The sequence below is a fragment of the Enterobacter cloacae complex sp. 382A5 genome (assembly GCF_050031095.1).
Lineage (GTDB): Bacteria > Pseudomonadota > Gammaproteobacteria > Enterobacterales > Enterobacteriaceae > Enterobacter > Enterobacter cloacae.
Genome location: NZ_JBLGVK010000001.1, coordinates 1,621,848 through 1,637,886, shown reverse-complemented (window position 1 = coordinate 1,637,886; position 16,039 = coordinate 1,621,848). Strand labels below are relative to the sequence as shown.

Below are 16,039 nucleotides of genomic sequence, written 5' to 3'. Positions count from 1 at the left end.
ACTCAACGGGTTTTCATTCACAGGAGCAGGTTTCATGCCAAACAGACAAAATACGCAACACGGTACGGCCGCTGATTCCGGTGCGGTATACAGCCCACGGCTTTGCAATGAGGATCTGGCACCGACGCGTGACCAGAACTGGAGCTGGTACAACATCTTTTCTTTCTGGATGTCCGACGTCCACAGCATGGGGGGATACGTGGTCGCCGCGAGCTTCTTTACGCTCGGGCTGGCAAGCTGGCAGGTGTTGCTCTGCCTGCTGGTGGGAATTTGCATTGTGCAGCTGTGTGCCAACCTGGTGGCGAAACCGAGCCAGATGGCGGGCGTGCCGTATGCGGTGATCAGCCGTCAGGCCTTTGGTGTGTTCGGGGCGAACATTCCGGCGGTGATCCGCGGGCTTATCGCCTTTGCCTGGTACGGCATCCAGACCTATCTGGCGGCTAACGCCCTGATGCTGGTGGCGCTGAAGTTCTGGCCGTCGCTCTCGTCGCTCACCACCGGCGCGTTCCTCGGGCTGTCGCACCTGGGCTGGGTCTGCTTTGCCATTATGTGGGTATTGCAGGCAATGGTCTTCTGGCACGGCATGAATGCCATCAAGCGCTTTATCGACATCGCCGGCCCGGCGGTGTATGTGGTGATGCTGGCGCTGGCAGGATGGATTGTATACAAGACCGGATTCGACGGGATCTCCTTTACCCTCACCAGCAAATCCCTGAGCGCGGGCGAGCAGACCTGGCAGATGATCACCGCCACGGCGCTGGTGGTTTCCTACTTCTCAGGCCCGTTGCTCAACTTTGGTGATTTCTCCCGCTACGGCAAAAGCATGGGGGAAATCCGCCGCGGTAACCGCTGGGGCCTGCCGTTTAACTTCCTGCTGTTCTCCATCGTGACCGTGGTGATTGTCTCCGGTACCCAGTCGCTGTTTGGCCGCATGATCACCGACCCGATTGAAACCGTCAGCCGCGTGGGCAACGATCTGGCGGTGGCGATTGGTCTGTTGACCATGATCACCGCCACCATCGGGATTAACATCGTGGCCAACTTCGTCTCCCCGGCGTTTGATTTCTCTAACTGTTCCCCGCAGAAAATCAGCTTCCGCACCGGGGGAATGATTGCCGCCGTCGGCTCGATCCTGTTAACCCCGTGGAACCTGTTTAACTCCCCGGAGCTTATTCATTACACCCTGGATGTGCTGGGGGCGTTTATCGGTCCGCTGTTCGGTATCCTGATTGCCGATTTCTACCTGATTAAGCGTGGCAAGGTATCCGTGGACGACCTGTTCGATGACACGCCAGAAGGGAAATACTGGTACCGCAACGGCTTTAACCCGAAAGCCATCGGCGCGCTGATCCCCTCGGTTGCCGTCGGGCTGGTGATAAGCTTCATCCCGGCGCTGCATGAGGTGGCAAACTTTAGCTGGTTCATTGGCGTATTCCTTGGCGGGGTAACCTACCGCTGGCTGGCACGCGAAGAGCGCGAAGGGGCGTCCGCCGCTCACTTCACGGCACGCGAGGCCACGCAAACAATCAGACAGGAGCCGTGATGGATTACCAGACTGCGATACGCGGTGCATTTTTCGATATCGCCCGGGTCTGCGACAGCGCAGACCTGATTGCCGACCATGCGCGCTACCAGGAGGACGGCCTGCTGTTTATTCACCACGGGAAAATCGTGGCGCTCATGGCCTGGCAGGAGGGAGAGCAATATCTTGACCCGCACAAGGGTTACACCGACCTGCGCGGCAAACTGCTGCTGCCCGGCTTTATCGATACCCACGTTCATTACCCGCAGACCGAGATGATCGGCGCCTTCGGCGAGCAGTTGCTGGAGTGGCTGACCACCTATACGTTTCCGGTGGAGAGCCAGTTTGCCGACGAGAGCTACGCAAAAGAGATCGCGGAATTTTTCATAAATCAGCTGGTGAGCCACGGCACCACCACCGCACTGGTGTTTTGCACACTGCATCCGCAATCGGTGGATGCGCTGTTTACCGAAGCATCGCGCCTGAATATGCGCCTTATCGCCGGGAAGGTGATGATGGACCGGCACACCCCGGACTACCTGACCGAAACGGCACAACAGAGCTACCGGCAGACGCGGGATCTAATCCAGCGCTGGCACCACCATGGACGGCTGGGGTATGCCATTACGCCACGCTTTGCGCCCACCTCATCACCGGAACTGCTGGCAGCGGTGCGTTTACTCAGAGAGGAGTTTCCGGACACCTGGCTGCAGACCCATCTGAGCGAAAACCCGAACGAAGTGGCCTGGGTTAATGACCTGTGGCCGGAGCATGAACGTTATCTGGATGTCTATCACCACTACGGCCTCACCGGCGAGCGCAGCGTGTTTGCTCATGGGATCCATCTGCACCACAGCGAGTGGCAATGCCTGCATGACACCGGTTCGGCGGTGGCGTTTTGCCCTACTTCCAATCTGTTTCTTGGCAGCGGGCTGTTTCGGTTACCCGCCTGCTGGCAGCACAAGGTGCGAATGGGTATCGGCACCGACGTCGGCGCGGGTACCACCTTCAGCATGCTGCGCACGCTGGGGGAAGCTTACAAGGTGGGTCAGTTGCAGAGCTATCGCCTGCGCGCCAGCGAGGCCTTTTATCATGCCACGCTGGGTGGCGCGCATGCCCTGCGTCTGGATGACAAAATTGGCAACTTCGCACCAGGCAAAGAGGCCGATTTTATCGTGATCGACCCGGCCGTCACCCCGCTGCAGCGCCTGCGTAGCGGGCGCTGCAAGGATATCTACGAGCAACTGTTTGTGCTGATGACCCTGGGCGACGAGCGTAATATCAGCCAAACCTGGGTCAACGGCGAGCCAGTGTGGTCAGCTGCCGCGGTAGGTTGACCAGCCGCCAGGAGCAATCACAAACGGCAGATGGAAGTGCTCATCTGCCGTTTCGCCGATAAGAAAATCAATCTGCGCGCAGGGATAGAGCGTGTCGCGCCCCGTTTCGCTAAACCAGGCGCCAGTCTCGGCCACCAGCCGATAGCGGCCCGCAGGCAGGACGGGAACAAATTCGGTGATGCGGCCCTGCGCGTTGGTCACGCCAGTTGCGATGATCTCCGCGTCCTGTTCAAGACGTACCGTCACCCCCTGCGCGGGTTTGCCCGTCGAGATATCCAGAATATGTGTACTGAGTGTGCTCATGCGCCAATGACTCCTTCCAGTCGTAATAAGGTAATTTCCCGCAGCTGATCTAGTGCGGCCTGCACCTCCTGCGCATCGCTGTTTTCCAGCCGCGCGTTCAGGGCCTGGAGGATCTCCTCCCCGCTGCGGCCTTTGGCGCGGATCAGAAAGACGCGCCCGAAACGGCTTTCGTAGCGGGCATTGCCTGCCCGTAACGCCTCAGCAAGCCGGGCATCATCATGATTCACCGCCCCCTGCTCCCGACGCGACAGCGCCGCCTCCGCCTGCATGCCCATGGGCTTCTCACCGATGCGCGGATGCGCGCTCAGGGCCCGCGTGAGCGCGTGTTCATCCCAGCGTTTCGTCAGCGCCTGGGCCGCATCAAACAGAGCATCCCGGCTCGGATAAGGCCGCCCGGCGACCAGCGCCTCGGCCCAGCCGGGAATGGCCACGCAAGGGTGTAATAGCGTAAGCACCTCTTCGTGACTCCGGTAATTAAAATCGTCCAGCGTTATCATGGTTCCTCCCGTGTCATCATCGTCCCTGAACATTGCACAAAACACGCCACTCTTGCCTGAGGCCTGAAACAGTTGATTCCTGATCCCTAAACCGGAAATTATTGATTCATAAAAAGGCATTCCCACCGCGATAACGCACCTTAGCAGTGCAAACATCCCTCCCACAACGCCCTTTACCGCACTCTGCAGCCTGGTACGCAAATTGCTGATGTTAATGACACCCGGCAAAAGGAGAGAAGCATGAAAGCAATCGTCATTGGTGCGGGCATTGGTGGCCTGAGCGCCGCTGTCGCGCTGGAAAAGGCGGGCATCGACTGTACCGTGTTTGAAGCAGTAAAAGAGATCAAACCCGTTGGCGCGGCCATCTCCATCTGGCCCAACGGGGTGAAATGCATGCAGCACCTCGGCATGGGCGACATCATTGAGACATACGGCGGGCCAATGCGCTTTATGGCCTACAAGGATCACCGGCGCGGCGACACGTTGACCCGCTTTAGCCTGGCCCCGCTGGTGGAGCGCACCGGGGGACGCCCCTGCCCCGTCTCGCGCGCTGAACTGCAGCGCGAGATGCTGGACTTCTGGGGTCGCGAGCGGGTGCAGTTCGGCAAGCGCGTCGAACACGTCCGGGAAGATGATGCTGGCGTCAGCGTAACATTTACCGACGGCAGCACGGCGACGGGCGATTTTCTGATTGCCGCCGACGGCAGCCATTCGGCGGTGCGCCCGTACGTGCTGGGGTATACCCCCGAGCGCCGCTACGCCGGTTACGTTAACTGGAACGGACTGGTGAAGATTGATGAAGAGATTGCCCCCGCCCACCAGTGGACCACGTTCGTGGGAGAAGGCAAGCGTGTGTCGCTGATGCCCGTCTCCGGTGGCCGCTTCTATTTCTTTTTTGATGTCCCGCTTCCCCTCGGTCTGGCGGAAGATCGCACCACCCTCAGAGCCGATCTCACGGGTTACTTCCGCGGCTGGGCGCCGCCGGTGCAGAAGCTGATCGCCGCGCTGGATCCGAATACCACCAACCGCATAGAAATCCACGACATTGAGCCCTTCGACAGCCTGGTACGCGGCCACGTGGCGCTGCTCGGCGATGCGGCGCACAGCACCACGCCGGATATCGGCCAGGGCGGCTGCGCGGCGCTGGAGGATGCGGTGGTGCTGGGTGATTGTCTGCGCGAAAACCACAACATTACTCTGGCGCTGCGGCAGTACGAAGCCCTGCGCTGTGACCGGGTACGCGACCTGGTGCTGAAGGCTCGCAAGCGCTGTGACGTCACGCACGGTAAAGATATGGCGTTAACCAGAGCCTGGTATCAGGAGCTGAGAGAGGAGACCGGGGAGCGCATTATCAACGGTTTGTGCGACACCATTCAGGGCGGACCATTAGGCTGAACGTAAGAGGAATACACATGAATAAAGCACCTGTACCACCCGCCCATTGCACGTTTGAGCCAGAGGACTGGCTGCGTCTGGCAAAGTGCTGGCATCCGGTTGCGCGCGCCTGCGACATTGGCGCGGCGCCGGTTAAGGCGACCCTGCTGGACGAAGCGCTGGTTATCTACCGCGTGAACGGCCAGGTCGTGGTCGCCCGCGACGTTTGTCCGCATCGCGGCGTGCCGCTGACGCTGGGCTTTCATGATGAGCACGGGATTATCTGCCCCTACCATGGCCTGCGCTTCGGGGAAGATGGCCGCTGCAACCGTATTCCCTCCAGCCCCGACCAGCCGGTACCGGCGAAGCTGAACCTGATTAACTACGCCGTGGAGGAGCGCTTTGGCTTGATCTGGACGTGTCTGGCGTTTGACCCCGACAACCCGATGCCGCTGCCCACCATGCCGCACTGGGATGACGACGGCTTTCAGCAGATCAACTGTCCGGCGTTTGAGGTAAATGGCTTCGCTGGCCGCCAGGTGGAAGGATTTCTGGATGTGGCGCATTTTGCGTGGATCCACACCAGCACCTTTGCGGACCCGGATAACCAGCTCGTCCCGACCTATCAGCCACAGGAAACACCGTTTGGTTTTGTAGCGGACTACTGGAGTTCGGTGAGCAATTATCCCGCCAGCGCTGATGTGCAGGCGCCGGAAGGCTTCCAGTGGCTGCGCCATTTTGAAATGCATTTGCCGTTTACCGCCACCCTGACGATCCATTTTCCGGGTGAATCCCGGCTGGTGATCATGAACGCCGCGTCGCCGGTCTCGTCACGCGTCACCCGCATGTTTGCCCCGATTGCGCGCAACTTTGACCTGCATATCCCGGTGGAAGAGGTGCATGCCTTTAACCTGCGAATTTTTGAGGAAGACCGCCTGATGGTCGAGACCCAGCGCCCGGAAAGTTTGCCGTTGGATCTGACCCTTGAAGCCCATATTCCCGCGGATAAAAGCTCGATTGCCTATCGCCGGGGGCTGAAAAAGATGGGTTTTGGCGCGTTTTTCCTGGTCTGATGGAGGGTTGTCATGAGTGATATCTTAAGCGTTATCGTCGACGGGCTGTGGCGTCAGGGGAACAAAAGCCTCGCCGTCAGGCTGGTGGCGGAAAACGGTGAAGCGCTGCCAGAGTGGCAGCCCGGTGCGCATATCGACGTGCATCTGACCTGCGGGGTTATACGTCAGTATTCCCTGACCGGCCCATGCGGGAGTGAAGGCTATCTGATCTGCGTGGGCCGGGAAACCGCCTCGCGCGGCGGGTCGCGCTATATTCATGAGACGCTGCGTCCCGGTCAGACGCTGCTGATCTCCGCGCCGCGCAATCTGTTTGCCCTGCAGGAGGCCGAACGGGTGCTGCTGCTGGCTGCGGGGATCGGGATTACGCCACTGTATGCCATGGCCCTGCAGCTGGAAGCAGCCGGAACCCCGTTCACTCTGCACTATTATGTCAGACACGCTGAAAGCGCGGCTTTCGCCCGCGAGCTGGCGCAGTTTGAGCATGGTAAGTGCGTTATCCATACCACCAGCCCACGCACGTTGCTGGCAGAGCATATCCCGATGGCCGCGGCGGGTCTTCACGCCTGGGTCTGTGGCCCGGCCGGGTTTATGGAAAAAGTACGTGAGGTGGCGACGGCGAAAGGCTGGGATGGCGCCACGATCCACAGCGAGGCGTTTCAACCCGCTGCGCCTGATACCGGCGCTGAAAGTGGCGAGATCTTCACGATTAAACTGGCCTCCACCGGAGAGCGCTGGCCTGTGCCCGCAGATAAAACCATTGCCCAGGTGCTACAGGAAAACGGTGTGGCCGTTCCACTCTCCTGCGAGATGGGGATCTGCGGTGCGTGTCTGACACCGGTGATTGACGGCGTGGTGGATCACCGGGACAGCGTACAGTCAGAGGCAGAGAAAAACGCCCCGAACCCGCATGTGGCGCTGTGTTGCTCAAGAAGTCATTCTGCTGAGCTGGTGATTGGGCTGTAAAACGAAAAAACCCTGCGATATTGCTATCGCAGGGTTTTCGAATTTGGCGGAAGCGTAGAGATTCGAACTCTAGAACCCTTTCGGGTCGCCGGTTTTCAAGACCGGTGCCTTCAACCGCTCGGCCACGCTTCCAAAGTGAGGCGCACTATAAACATCTCTGAGCATGATGTAAAGCGTGAAATTGCATAAAGTTACACTTGCTCACCATCACCCCGCCCTCTGGCGTCATGACTCACTTCGGCGACGTTAATCTGGATGTGAAGTTTCCCTCTCATTACAGGCACCGGCAAATGTCCGACAGGCAGCGTGTTGCGCTCAATCATAATATATGTATTATGTTATAACATAACAATTTGGGATTAATTCTTATGCTTCTGAAAAAAGGGTTATTACTGACAGTACTGCTGGCCATGGCACCAGCCACGTTTGCAGCAACAACTTACCCGCTGACGATTGAAAATTGCGGCGTCAGGCAGACCTTTATGCAAGCGCCACAGCGCGTCGTTACCGTGGGTCAGCATGAAACGGAATTGCTGCTCGCGCTGGGGCTGGAAAAATCTGTCGCCGCAACCTCAGTCTGGTTCGGCAAACTCCCGGATTCGCTGGCTGATGCCGGAAAAAAACTCCCCCGGCTTGCGGATAACTCCCCCTCTTTTGAAGCCGTGGTGGGACAAAAACCGGAACTCGTCCTCGCTCAGTATCACTGGCATATTGGCCCGCAGGGCGAGGTGGGAACACGCGAGCAGTTTGCATCACTGGGGATCAAGACGTGGATCTCCCCTGCCGACTGCACGGACAAAACGGTGACGGCAACCTCAAACGCAGACGGGGCACGAAGCACGCCGTTTTCACTGGCAGAAATAAAACACGAAGTCACAGACCTGGCCGCCATCTTTGATGTCCCCACGCGCGGCGAGCAGCTCAATCGTGACCTGACAGAACGGATTCAGAAAGCGCAGGCGCGCATCTCAGCAAAACCCCTGAAGGTTGTCTTCTGGTTTTCAAGCAGCCGCCTGAATGGCGATCCCTGGGTGGCAGGGAATTACGGCGCGCCTGGCTGGATAAGCCGCACGCTGGGGTTAAAGAACGTTATTGACTCGCATGATGAATGGCCCGCTGTCACCTGGGAACATATTGCCCAAATGCAGCCAGACGTTATCGTCATCGCTCAGATGTCACGCAGGCTCTACCCTGCCGATGACGCCGCGGTAAAAGAGGCCTTTTTACGACGCGATCCGGTGACAAGAAACATTCCGGCGGTCAGGAATAATCAGATTATTGTGGTGCCCGCAATGTCGTTAAACCCTTCTTTGCGTAACGTCGACGCGGTTGAGCTTATCAGCGATCGGCTGGCTTCATTCCAGGGCGAATAATGAGTCATGTATCTTCTCCCCGCCGCCAGCAGGGGTTAATGGCGGCAGGCGCCGTGGCATTGCCGCTGATGCTGGTCTTTGCCGCGAGTATCGGCGATATGCCGGTATCGTATGCCGTTACCGGAAAAGCGATCCTCAATGGTCTTGGGCTGACTGCATACGTTCTGCCGCAACCCGAGGAAGGCATCGTCTGGCAGTACCGCATGAGTCGCGCACTCATGGCTGCTTGCAGCGGCGGCGGCCTGGCGCTGTGCGGGCTGGTGCTCCAGTCAATACTGCGCAACCCCCTGGCGGAGCCCTATCTGCTGGGCATCTCCGCAGGCGCTTCGCTGGGGGCCGTCTGTGTGATGCTGCTCGGTATCGGGGGGAGCGTGATTGGCGTGAGCAGCGGTGCGTTTGTTGGCGCCTGCGCCGCTTTTGCGCTCATCATGTTGATTACAAACGGCATGAGCGCAAGCCCGTCGCGCATTTTGCTGGCAGGCATTGCGGGCACACAGCTCTTCAACGCCATGACCGCGTATATCGTCAGCACCTCCGCCAATGCCGAGCAGTCGCGTAGCGTTATGTTCTGGTTAATGGGCAGCCTGAGCGGTGTGCGCTGGCCGGACGCGCTGCTGGCGCTGGCCGTTACGTTGACGGGCCTGCTGATGGTATGCCTCTTTGCGCGGGCGCTGGACACCTTTACCTTTGGAGACGAGGTCTCTACCACCCTCGGGATACCGGTGACCGCCGTACGAATTATCCTGTTGCTGACCTGCGCGTTCGTCACCGCAACCCTGGTCAGCGCCATAGGCGCAGTGGGATTTGTGGGTCTGGTCATTCCCCATGTGACGCGCATGCTCAGCGGTCCGGGCCATCGCCGCACGATCCCGCTGACGTTTCTTATCGGCGCGCACTTTATGATCCTGGCCGATGTCGTGTCACGCACGCTGATTGTGCACCAGGTCCTTCCCATCGGCGTGGTGACGGCACTGGTGGGCGCACCTGTCTTTGTGGCGCTGCTTTATCAAAACCGGAAGGAGCATCCATGAATATTTCCGTCTCGGGGTTAAGTGTGACCCGACAAGCACAGACGGTGCTTGAGGATATCGATCTCGACCTGTCATCCGGGCAGATTGTCGGCCTGTTAGGGCCAAACGGCTCGGGCAAATCAACGCTGTTACGCTGTCTTGCCGGGCTGTTTCCACACCACAGTGAACGCGTCGCGCTTAATGGCACGTCGCTTAGCGTGATGCCGTTAAAAACGCGCGCGCGGCAGTTAGCTTTCGTCCCACAACATGCCGACGTTGAGGGAGAACTGACCGTCGAGGAAATCGTGCGGTTGGGACGTACGCCTTACCGGAAGGCGTTTCAGAGAAGCACTCGCGATGATGATATGGCGGTGGAAGAGGCGATTAGCCTCATGCGGCTATGCGGATTACGCCAGCGGCGGTGGCAGCAACTGTCTGGTGGGGAGCGTCAGCGAACCCAGATAGCGCGAGCGCTGGCGCAGCAGCCCCGGGTGTTGCTGCTTGATGAGCCGACAAACCACCTGGACATTCAGCACCAGCTGGAGCTGATGCGACTTATATCGCAACTGCCTCTTACGGTGGTGGTGGCGCTGCACGATCTCAATCTGGCGGCCAACTACTGCCAGCGGCTGATCCTTCTGAAGGCCGGGCGTATCGCGGCCACGGGCGCGCCTGCGGAGGTGCTCACCCCTGAAAATATAGAGCAAACCTGGTGTGTCAAAGCGAGCGTCTACAGGGCAGACGCCGGGATGACGATCGGCTACAACATGGGCGGCATGGCGGAGGTGTAGAGCCAAAGCAAAAAACCCTGCGATATTGCTATCGCAGGGTTTTCGAATTTGGCGGAAGCGTAGAGATTCGAACTCTAGAACCCTTTCGGGTCGCCGGTTTTCAAGACCGGTGCCTTCAACCGCTCGGCCACGCTTCCTAAGTGAGGCGAACTATAAACACCTCACCGCAGGCTGTAAAGAGCACGCGCATTCGTTCGCTTTAAAAATAGCCAAATTACGTTTAATCGGTTGAATAGACAACATATTGGCCATTTTGCCAGCATAATATCCAGCGATTGTCTTAGTGTTTTTTGATGTACATATCTTTCGTATAGTAGTACCCGAGCTTATCCGGCGTGAATCCCCCCACCCACGGCTTCACCAGGTGCGTACGAACGTAGTGATAGACAGGGATCGCCGGCACATCACGCCCCAGCAAATCCTCTGCCTGTTGATAAAACTTACCGCGCTCTTGTGCGATTTTCGACTTCGCCGCATTCACCAGCGCTTGATCGTACTCAGGATTGCTGTACTGCGTGGTGTTTTGGCTATCCCCGGTACGGAAGTTATTCAGGAATGTGGAGGCGTCATCGTAATCGGCAATCCAGGCGTAGCGCACCGCGTCAAAGTTATGGGTGTGCATGGTATCGAGCATGGTTTTCCACTCCTGGTTCTGCAGCTTCGCCTCGACGCCCAGATTTTTCTTCCACATTGAGCTGGCAGCAATCGCGATACGCTGGTGCGTTTCAGAGGTGTTATACAGCAGATTAAAACTCAGTGGATGGCTGGCGTTATACCCGGCCTCTTCGAGCAGTTTTTTCGCCTCGGCAATACGCTTGTCCCGCGGCCAGCTGGCGTAATCCGGGTTCTGTAACTTAACGCCACCAATGTCCGGCTGGCTGATAAGCCACGCCGGACGCTGTCCCTGCCCCATCACTTTATCTGCGATGATGTCTTTATCGAGCGCCATATTGAGCGCCTTACGCACGCGCGCATCGTTGAACGGCGGGCGGGCGGTGTTGAATTCGTAATAGTAGGTGGCAAGCTGCGGAGAGACATCCAGCTGACTGCCCAGCGTTTTCTTAAGCTGGGCGAACTGGTTGACTGGCACCGTGTAGACAATATCGATTTCTCCCGCTTTATAGCGGTTCACATCAGCCGCCTCGGAGGTGATAGGCAAATATGTCACCTTGTTGATCACAGTATGGGCATTATCCCAGTAGCGCGGGTTACGCTCCGCCACAATGCGTTCGTTAACCACCCATGAGGACAGCTTATAGGCGCCGCTGCTGACGATGTGCTCGGGCTTGGTCCACTTATCGCCGAAACGCCCCACCAGGACTTTATCTATCGGCACCAGAGACGGGTGTGCCAGCATCGCCAGGAAAGCAGCATTCGGCTGCGAAAGCGTGACTTCCAGCGTGGTGTCATTGATGGCTTTCACGCCCAGCGTATCGGGCGCTTTTTTGCCTTCGGCGATTTCAGTGCCGTTGACGATAAGCATGCTTCCGGGATAACTGGCATACGGTGAGGCGGTTTTTGGGTCAACCAGTCGCTGCCAGCTCCAGACGATATCTTCCGCGGTGATGGCGGTACCGTCGCTCCAGGTTATGCCCGGACGCAGATGGAACGTCCAGACTTTGTTGTCCTTGTTCTCCCATTTTTCCGCCAGCCGTGGCTGGATTTCACCCGCCGGGGAGACACTGACCAGCCCGTCGAATAAATCGCTGATAATATTGAATTCGACGTCGCTTTCGACTTTATGCGGGTCGAGCGAAGCGGGTTCACTTCCGTTATTCCTGACCAGTTCCTGCTTATCGGCCAGCTGCGTTCCTGCCGGCACGTTAGCCGCCCAGGTTGCCGTGCTGGCACACAGGATCCCGGCCGCCAGTAAAGAGAGTGTAAAGTGAGTGCGTGTTTGTAGTTTCATTTCCTTCGCCTTATTGTCTGTTTTGTGACGATCCGGAAATAACTCTTAGCGGCCTTATGGTAATAAGGCAATATTTTTCAGTAACCTATAAGAGCTTGATCTGATTAATTGAGCCAAACCGCTGTTCATACTGATGAAACGTCTTTTTGCAGAAGAAATAACCAGCTCTGGCGCTAACCTGCTGAGTAAAGATGGGTAAAACCACTTTGAGACTGGCGCGCCGTTTCCTATTCTTTCCGTTAATTACATCTGTCATAAGAGAGTGACTCATGGATCGTATAATTACTTCCTCACGCGACCGCACATCGCTACTCAGCACCCACAAGGTGCTGCGCAATACGTACTTTATGCTCAGCCTGACGCTGGCGTTTTCGGCGATCACCGCCACCGCCAGCACCGTGCTGATGCTGCCGTCTCCGGGGCTGATCCTGACGCTGGTGGGGATGTACGGTCTGATGTTCCTGACCTACAAAACCGCTGACAAACCGGTCGGTATTCTTTCCGCGTTCGCCTTTACCGGCTTCCTGGGTTATATCCTGGGGCCAATCCTGAACGCATACCTGTCTGCCGGCATGGGTGATGTGATCGGTATGGCGCTGGGCGGCACCGCGCTGGTGTTCTTCTGCTGCTCCGCCTACGTGCTAACAACCCGCAAGGACATGTCCTTCCTCGGCGGTATGCTGATGGCAGGTATCGTGGTGGTGCTGATTGGTATGGTGGCTAACATCTTCCTGCAGCTCCCTGCCCTGCACCTGGCGATTAGCGCGGTGTTTATCCTGCTGTCATCCGGCGCGATCCTGTATGAAACCAGCAACATCATTCACGGCGGTGAGACCAACTACATCCGCGCCACCGTGAGCCTGTATGTGTCGCTGTACAACATCTTCGTCAGCCTGCTGAGCATCCTGGGCTTCGCCAGCCGGGATTAAGCCAGAGTGTTGTGTACCGAGCCCCGCTTATGCGGGGCTTTGTTTTTTGGTACACTGCGGCGGTTTTTGACTGATGCGTGAATAACTATGTTGAGCTTTGAAGGTAAAGAGATCGAAACCGATAACGACGGTTATCTGAAAGACAGCCACCAGTGGAGCGAGGCGCTGGCGGAAGTGATTGCAGAAAAAGAGGCGATCGCGCTCTCCCCTGAGCACTGGGAAGTGGTGCGCTTTGTGCGCGAGTTCTATCTCGAATTCAATACCTCTCCGGCTATCCGGATGCTGGTTAAAGCCATGGCCAATAAATTCGGTGAAGAGAAAGGCAACAGCCGCTATCTGTATCGTCTGTTCCCGAAAGGCCCGGCCAAACAGGCCACCAAAATTGCCGGCCTGCCTAAACCGGTGAAATGCATTTAGTAGCGAATACCGAAGTTCATGTATTCCCGGCCGGGTTGATGCGGTTCGGTTAAGACCTTATCAACCCGGGCACTGCGCGGCCCACCCGCTTTCAGCCACGCCAGCAGTTTTTCAACCTGCTCTGCCTCGCCACAGGCGACCACCTCAACGCTGCCATCATCCATGTTTCGCGCATATCCCGTTAGCCCAAGCTGAACGGCCTCGCGCTGCGTGCTGTAGCGGAAGCCCACGCCCTGAACGACGCCGTGAACCCAGGCGATAGTGCAGACTTTTGACATCTTCCTTCTCCTTATCCGTCTGGCGCGTTGCATTTCCCCGGCGAACTCGGGAAAATGGCGGCCATTTTCTTGAATCGACAGAATAGCAAATTATGAGTGTACGTTTAGTGTTGGCCAAAGGGCGCGAGAAGTCATTACTGCGCCGTCATCCCTGGGTCTTTTCCGGCGCGGTTGCCCGTATGGAAGGTAAAGCCAGCCTCGGTGAAACCATTGATATTGTTGACCATCAGGGGAAATGGTTAGCACGAGGCGCCTACTCGCCAGCCTCCCAGATCCGCGCGCGCGTCTGGACCTTCGACAAAGATGAAACCATCGATATCGACTTCTTCGTGCGTCGTTTGCAGCAGGCGCAGCAGTGGCGCGACTGGCTGGCCAAACGCGATGGTCTGGACAGCTACCGCCTGATTGCCGGAGAGTCCGACGGTCTGCCGGGCGTGACCATTGACCGCTTCGGTAACTTCCTGGTCCTGCAGTTACTGAGCGCTGGGGCGGAATACCAGCGCGCCGCGCTGATAAGCGCCCTGCAGTCTCTGTTCCCGGAGTGCGCCATCTATGACCGCAGCGATGTGGCTGTGCGTAAAAAAGAGGGAATGGAACTGACCCAGGGTCCGGTGACCGGCGAACTGCCGCCTGCCCTGCTGCCTATCGAAGAACACGGCATGAAGCTGCTGGTGGATATTCAGGGTGGTCATAAAACGGGCTATTACCTCGACCAGCGTGACAGCCGTCTGGCCACGCGTCAGTACGTTGCCGACAAACGCGTGCTCAACTGCTTCTCTTACACCGGCGGCTTTGCGGTATCGGCTTTAATGGGCGGCTGCGCGCAGGTGGTGAGCGTGGATACGTCTCAGGAAGCGCTGGATGTGGCAAAACAGAACGTCGAGCTGAACAAGCTGGATCTGAGCAAAGCCGAATTCATTCGCGACGACGTCTTCAAACTGCTGCGTAAATATCGCGATCAGGGTGAGAAGTTTGACGTTATCGTGATGGATCCGCCCAAGTTTGTGGAGAACAAAAGCCAGCTGATGGGTGCCTGCCGCGGCTATAAAGATATCAACATGCTGGCCATTCAGCTGTTGAACCCAGGCGGCGTGCTGCTCACCTTCTCCTGCTCTGGACTGATGACCACAGATTTATTTCAGAAAATCATCGCCGATGCCGCAATAGATGCTGGTCGTGATGTACAATTTATAGAGCAGTTCCGTCAGGCAGCCGATCACCCGGTGATCGCTACCTACCCGGAAGGGCTGTATCTGAAAGGGTTTGCCTGTCGCGTCATGTAACTTGAAAAGAGAAATATTGCCCGCACATAGAGTGTAAGTAGTGTTTCCCGGGAGGTGACTATGATTGCCAGCAAATTCGGTATCGGCCAGCAGGTCCGCCACACTTTGCTCGGGTATTTGGGTGTGGTCGTGGATATCGACCCGGAGTATTCCCTTGATGAACCGTCGGCGGATGAGCTGGCGGTGAACGCAGAGCTTCGCGCCGCACCCTGGTACCATGTGGTGATGGAAGGTGATGATGGACAACCCGTCCATACTTATCTTGCTGAGGCGCAGCTAAGCAGTGAATTGCAGGATGAGCATCCGGAGCAACCCACGATGGATGAACTGGCTCAGACTATCCGCAAACAGTTACAGGCTCCGCGCCTGCGGAACTAAGCGTGTAAAAAAAGCCCGATAACGGGCTTTTTTTTATGACTTTGTCAGCCCCAGCCGGGGGATTTCAATCGCCGGACAGCGGTCCATCACTACCTTCAGCCCCGCCTCGCGCGCCAGCACCGCAGCCTGTTCGTTAATAACGCCTAACTGCATCCACAGCGTTTTCGCACCGATGGCAATGGCCTCCTGCGCCACGCCCCATGCAGCCTCGGAATTACGGAACACATCCACCATATCCACCTTTTCCGGTACGTCGTTTAGCGTGGCGTATCCTGGCTGGCCCAGCAAGGTCTTACCGGCCACTTTTGGTGACACAGGGATAACATGGTAGCCCTGATCGAGAAGGTACTTCATTACCCGATAGCTTGGACGATCCGGTTTATCGCTCGCCCCCACCAGCGCAATGGTGCGTGTGGACGTCAAAATCTCGGCAATATCATTCTCTTTCATGCTTTTCCTCCTGGCTTTTTAACAAGTGTATGTCAAAGCGCACATCTCAACCATCCATCCCATACAGATGTATGAGAGCAAAAGGCCAGAATATGTCTATATGTTAGTAAACATGATTATCGACAAATTTAGATACATTATCGCGGTAAGCG

The 16,039-nt window shown here is 57.3% G+C and carries 17 protein-coding genes and 2 tRNA genes; 12 read left to right on the top strand and 7 right to left on the bottom strand.

Annotated elements, in window-relative coordinates; translation table 11 throughout:
- Positions 1–34 precede the first annotated feature (34 nt).
- Entirely contained in the window at positions 35–1,543 is a 1,509-nt protein-coding gene (locus tag ACQG2G_RS07665) for an NCS1 family nucleobase:cation symporter-1 (protein WP_251998372.1), read from the top strand.
- On the top strand, positions 1,543–2,859 hold the full coding sequence (guaD, locus tag ACQG2G_RS07660) for a guanine deaminase (RefSeq protein WP_369118570.1): 1,317 nt from the start codon (positions 1,543–1,545) through the stop codon (positions 2,857–2,859). Before ACQG2G_RS07665 ends, guaD begins: the two co-directional genes overlap by 1 nt.
- On the opposite strand, the gene uraH is transcribed toward guaD, so the two are convergent.
- Complete coding sequence (gene uraH, locus ACQG2G_RS07655; protein ID WP_013097234.1) at positions 2,839–3,162, bottom strand: hydroxyisourate hydrolase; 324 nt, start codon at positions 3,160–3,162, stop codon at positions 2,839–2,841. The genes guaD and uraH overlap by 21 nt on opposite strands.
- The gene (gene uraD / locus ACQG2G_RS07650) at positions 3,159–3,659 is read right to left on the bottom strand and encodes a 2-oxo-4-hydroxy-4-carboxy-5-ureidoimidazoline decarboxylase (protein WP_369118569.1); all 501 of its coding nucleotides are present in this window, start codon (positions 3,657–3,659) and stop codon (positions 3,159–3,161) included. Before uraD ends, uraH begins: the two co-directional genes overlap by 4 nt.
- 240 nt (positions 3,660–3,899) lie before the next feature.
- Here uraD and hpxO point away from each other — a divergent pair, with 240 nt between their 5' ends.
- The 3 genes from hpxO to ACQG2G_RS07635 are packed head-to-tail and all read left to right on the top strand — an operon-like array spanning position 3,900 to position 7,069.
- Positions 3,900–5,054, top strand: a complete 1,155-nt coding sequence (gene hpxO, locus ACQG2G_RS07645) for an FAD-dependent urate hydroxylase HpxO (RefSeq protein WP_058651230.1) — start codon at positions 3,900–3,902, stop codon at positions 5,052–5,054.
- 17 nt (positions 5,055–5,071) lie between these two features.
- The gene (gene hpxD / locus ACQG2G_RS07640) at positions 5,072–6,106 is read left to right on the top strand and encodes a molybdenum cofactor-independent xanthine hydroxylase subunit HpxD (RefSeq protein ID WP_038985564.1); all 1,035 of its coding nucleotides are present in this window, start codon (positions 5,072–5,074) and stop codon (positions 6,104–6,106) included.
- 12 nt (positions 6,107–6,118) lie between these two features.
- Positions 6,119–7,069 (top strand): PDR/VanB family oxidoreductase, encoded by a 951-nt coding sequence (locus ACQG2G_RS07635; RefSeq protein ID WP_369118568.1) that lies wholly within the window; start codon positions 6,119–6,121, stop codon positions 7,067–7,069.
- A 44-nt stretch (positions 7,070–7,113) separates the two neighbouring features.
- On the opposite strand, the gene ACQG2G_RS07630 is transcribed toward ACQG2G_RS07635, so the two are convergent.
- Positions 7,114–7,201, bottom strand: a tRNA-Ser gene (locus tag ACQG2G_RS07630).
- A gap of 236 nt (positions 7,202–7,437) precedes the next feature.
- Here ACQG2G_RS07630 and ACQG2G_RS07625 point away from each other — a divergent pair.
- Genes ACQG2G_RS07625 through ACQG2G_RS07615 form a run of 3 tightly spaced genes read left to right on the top strand, consistent with a single transcriptional unit; the run spans position 7,438 to position 10,243 of the window.
- A complete protein-coding gene (locus ACQG2G_RS07625) occupies positions 7,438–8,442 on the top strand; it encodes an ABC transporter substrate-binding protein (RefSeq protein WP_369118567.1) in 1,005 nt (334 codons plus the stop codon).
- On the top strand, positions 8,442–9,473 hold the full coding sequence (locus tag ACQG2G_RS07620) for a FecCD family ABC transporter permease (RefSeq protein WP_095427249.1): 1,032 nt from the start codon (positions 8,442–8,444) through the stop codon (positions 9,471–9,473). Before ACQG2G_RS07625 ends, ACQG2G_RS07620 begins: the two co-directional genes overlap by 1 nt.
- Complete coding sequence (locus ACQG2G_RS07615) at positions 9,470–10,243, top strand: ABC transporter ATP-binding protein (protein WP_058661152.1); 774 nt, start codon at positions 9,470–9,472, stop codon at positions 10,241–10,243. The genes ACQG2G_RS07620 and ACQG2G_RS07615 overlap by 4 nt, the downstream gene beginning before the upstream one ends.
- A gap of 49 nt (positions 10,244–10,292) precedes the next feature.
- Here the strand turns inward: ACQG2G_RS07615 and ACQG2G_RS07610 are convergent.
- Positions 10,293–10,380 (bottom strand) — tRNA-Ser (locus ACQG2G_RS07610).
- 143 nt (positions 10,381–10,523) lie between these two features.
- Positions 10,524–12,152: an ABC transporter substrate-binding protein gene (locus ACQG2G_RS07605; RefSeq protein WP_348595881.1), complete on the bottom strand. Its 1,629-nt coding sequence runs from the start codon at positions 12,150–12,152 to the stop codon at positions 10,524–10,526.
- A 269-nt stretch (positions 12,153–12,421) separates the two neighbouring features.
- On the opposite strand from ACQG2G_RS07605, the gene yccA reads away from it, so the two are divergent.
- Both yccA and tusE read left to right on the top strand, forming a co-directional pair.
- Positions 12,422–13,081: an FtsH protease modulator YccA gene (yccA, locus tag ACQG2G_RS07600; RefSeq protein WP_013097244.1), complete on the top strand. Its 660-nt coding sequence runs from the start codon at positions 12,422–12,424 to the stop codon at positions 13,079–13,081.
- Between the two features lie 87 nt (positions 13,082–13,168).
- Positions 13,169–13,498: a sulfurtransferase TusE gene (gene tusE, locus ACQG2G_RS07595; RefSeq protein ID WP_013097245.1), complete on the top strand. Its 330-nt coding sequence runs from the start codon at positions 13,169–13,171 to the stop codon at positions 13,496–13,498.
- Here tusE and yccX read toward each other — a convergent pair.
- Positions 13,495–13,776 carry an acylphosphatase gene (gene yccX / locus ACQG2G_RS07590; protein ID WP_013097246.1) on the bottom strand — a complete coding sequence of 94 codons (282 nt, stop codon included), beginning with the start codon at positions 13,774–13,776 and terminating at the stop codon, positions 13,495–13,497. The two genes, tusE and yccX, sit on opposite strands and share 4 nt — an antisense overlap.
- A gap of 92 nt (positions 13,777–13,868) precedes the next feature.
- Between yccX and rlmI the strand changes: the two genes are divergently transcribed.
- Together rlmI and hspQ are read left to right on the top strand one after the other, a co-directional pair.
- Positions 13,869–15,059, top strand: coding sequence for a 23S rRNA (cytosine(1962)-C(5))-methyltransferase RlmI (rlmI, locus tag ACQG2G_RS07585; protein ID WP_013097247.1), 1,191 nt, complete (start codon positions 13,869–13,871; stop codon positions 15,057–15,059).
- A 60-nt stretch (positions 15,060–15,119) separates the two neighbouring features.
- Positions 15,120–15,437: a heat shock protein HspQ gene (gene hspQ, locus ACQG2G_RS07580; protein ID WP_013097248.1), complete on the top strand. Its 318-nt coding sequence runs from the start codon at positions 15,120–15,122 to the stop codon at positions 15,435–15,437.
- Positions 15,438–15,470: 33 nt separating this feature from the next.
- Here the strand turns inward: hspQ and ACQG2G_RS07575 are convergent, their stop codons facing one another.
- Entirely contained in the window at positions 15,471–15,887 is a 417-nt protein-coding gene (locus ACQG2G_RS07575; protein ID WP_020689684.1) for a CoA-binding protein, read from the bottom strand.
- Positions 15,888–16,039: the final 152 nt, after the last annotated feature.

Excerpts from the sequence above, each read along its gene's own strand:
- ACQG2G_RS07620 (WP_095427249.1), top strand. The coding sequence starts at position 8,442 with ATGAGTCATGTATCTTCTCCCCGCCGCCAGCAGGGGTTAATGGCGGCA.
- ACQG2G_RS07575 (WP_020689684.1), bottom strand. The coding sequence starts at position 15,887 with ATGAAAGAGAATGATATTGCCGAGATTTTGACGTCCACACGCACCATT.
- ACQG2G_RS07605 (WP_348595881.1), bottom strand. The coding sequence starts at position 12,152 with ATGAAACTACAAACACGCACTCACTTTACACTCTCTTTACTGGCGGCC.
- hpxD (WP_038985564.1), top strand. The coding sequence starts at position 5,072 with ATGAATAAAGCACCTGTACCACCCGCCCATTGCACGTTTGAGCCAGAG.
- ACQG2G_RS07665 (WP_251998372.1), top strand. The coding sequence starts at position 35 with ATGCCAAACAGACAAAATACGCAACACGGTACGGCCGCTGATTCCGGT.
- ACQG2G_RS07615 (WP_058661152.1), top strand. The coding sequence starts at position 9,470 with ATGAATATTTCCGTCTCGGGGTTAAGTGTGACCCGACAAGCACAGACG.
- uraH (WP_013097234.1), bottom strand. The coding sequence starts at position 3,162 with ATGAGCACACTCAGTACACATATTCTGGATATCTCGACGGGCAAACCC.
- ACQG2G_RS07635 (WP_369118568.1), top strand. The coding sequence starts at position 6,119 with ATGAGTGATATCTTAAGCGTTATCGTCGACGGGCTGTGGCGTCAGGGG.
- hpxO (WP_058651230.1), top strand. The coding sequence starts at position 3,900 with ATGAAAGCAATCGTCATTGGTGCGGGCATTGGTGGCCTGAGCGCCGCT.
- yccX (WP_013097246.1), bottom strand. The coding sequence starts at position 13,776 with ATGTCAAAAGTCTGCACTATCGCCTGGGTTCACGGCGTCGTTCAGGGC.
- yccA (WP_013097244.1), top strand. The coding sequence starts at position 12,422 with ATGGATCGTATAATTACTTCCTCACGCGACCGCACATCGCTACTCAGC.
- rlmI (WP_013097247.1), top strand. The coding sequence starts at position 13,869 with ATGAGTGTACGTTTAGTGTTGGCCAAAGGGCGCGAGAAGTCATTACTG.
- uraD (WP_369118569.1), bottom strand. The coding sequence starts at position 3,659 with ATGATAACGCTGGACGATTTTAATTACCGGAGTCACGAAGAGGTGCTT.
- guaD (WP_369118570.1), top strand. The coding sequence starts at position 1,543 with ATGGATTACCAGACTGCGATACGCGGTGCATTTTTCGATATCGCCCGG.
- tusE (WP_013097245.1), top strand. The coding sequence starts at position 13,169 with ATGTTGAGCTTTGAAGGTAAAGAGATCGAAACCGATAACGACGGTTAT.
- ACQG2G_RS07625 (WP_369118567.1), top strand. The coding sequence starts at position 7,438 with ATGCTTCTGAAAAAAGGGTTATTACTGACAGTACTGCTGGCCATGGCA.
- hspQ (WP_013097248.1), top strand. The coding sequence starts at position 15,120 with ATGATTGCCAGCAAATTCGGTATCGGCCAGCAGGTCCGCCACACTTTG.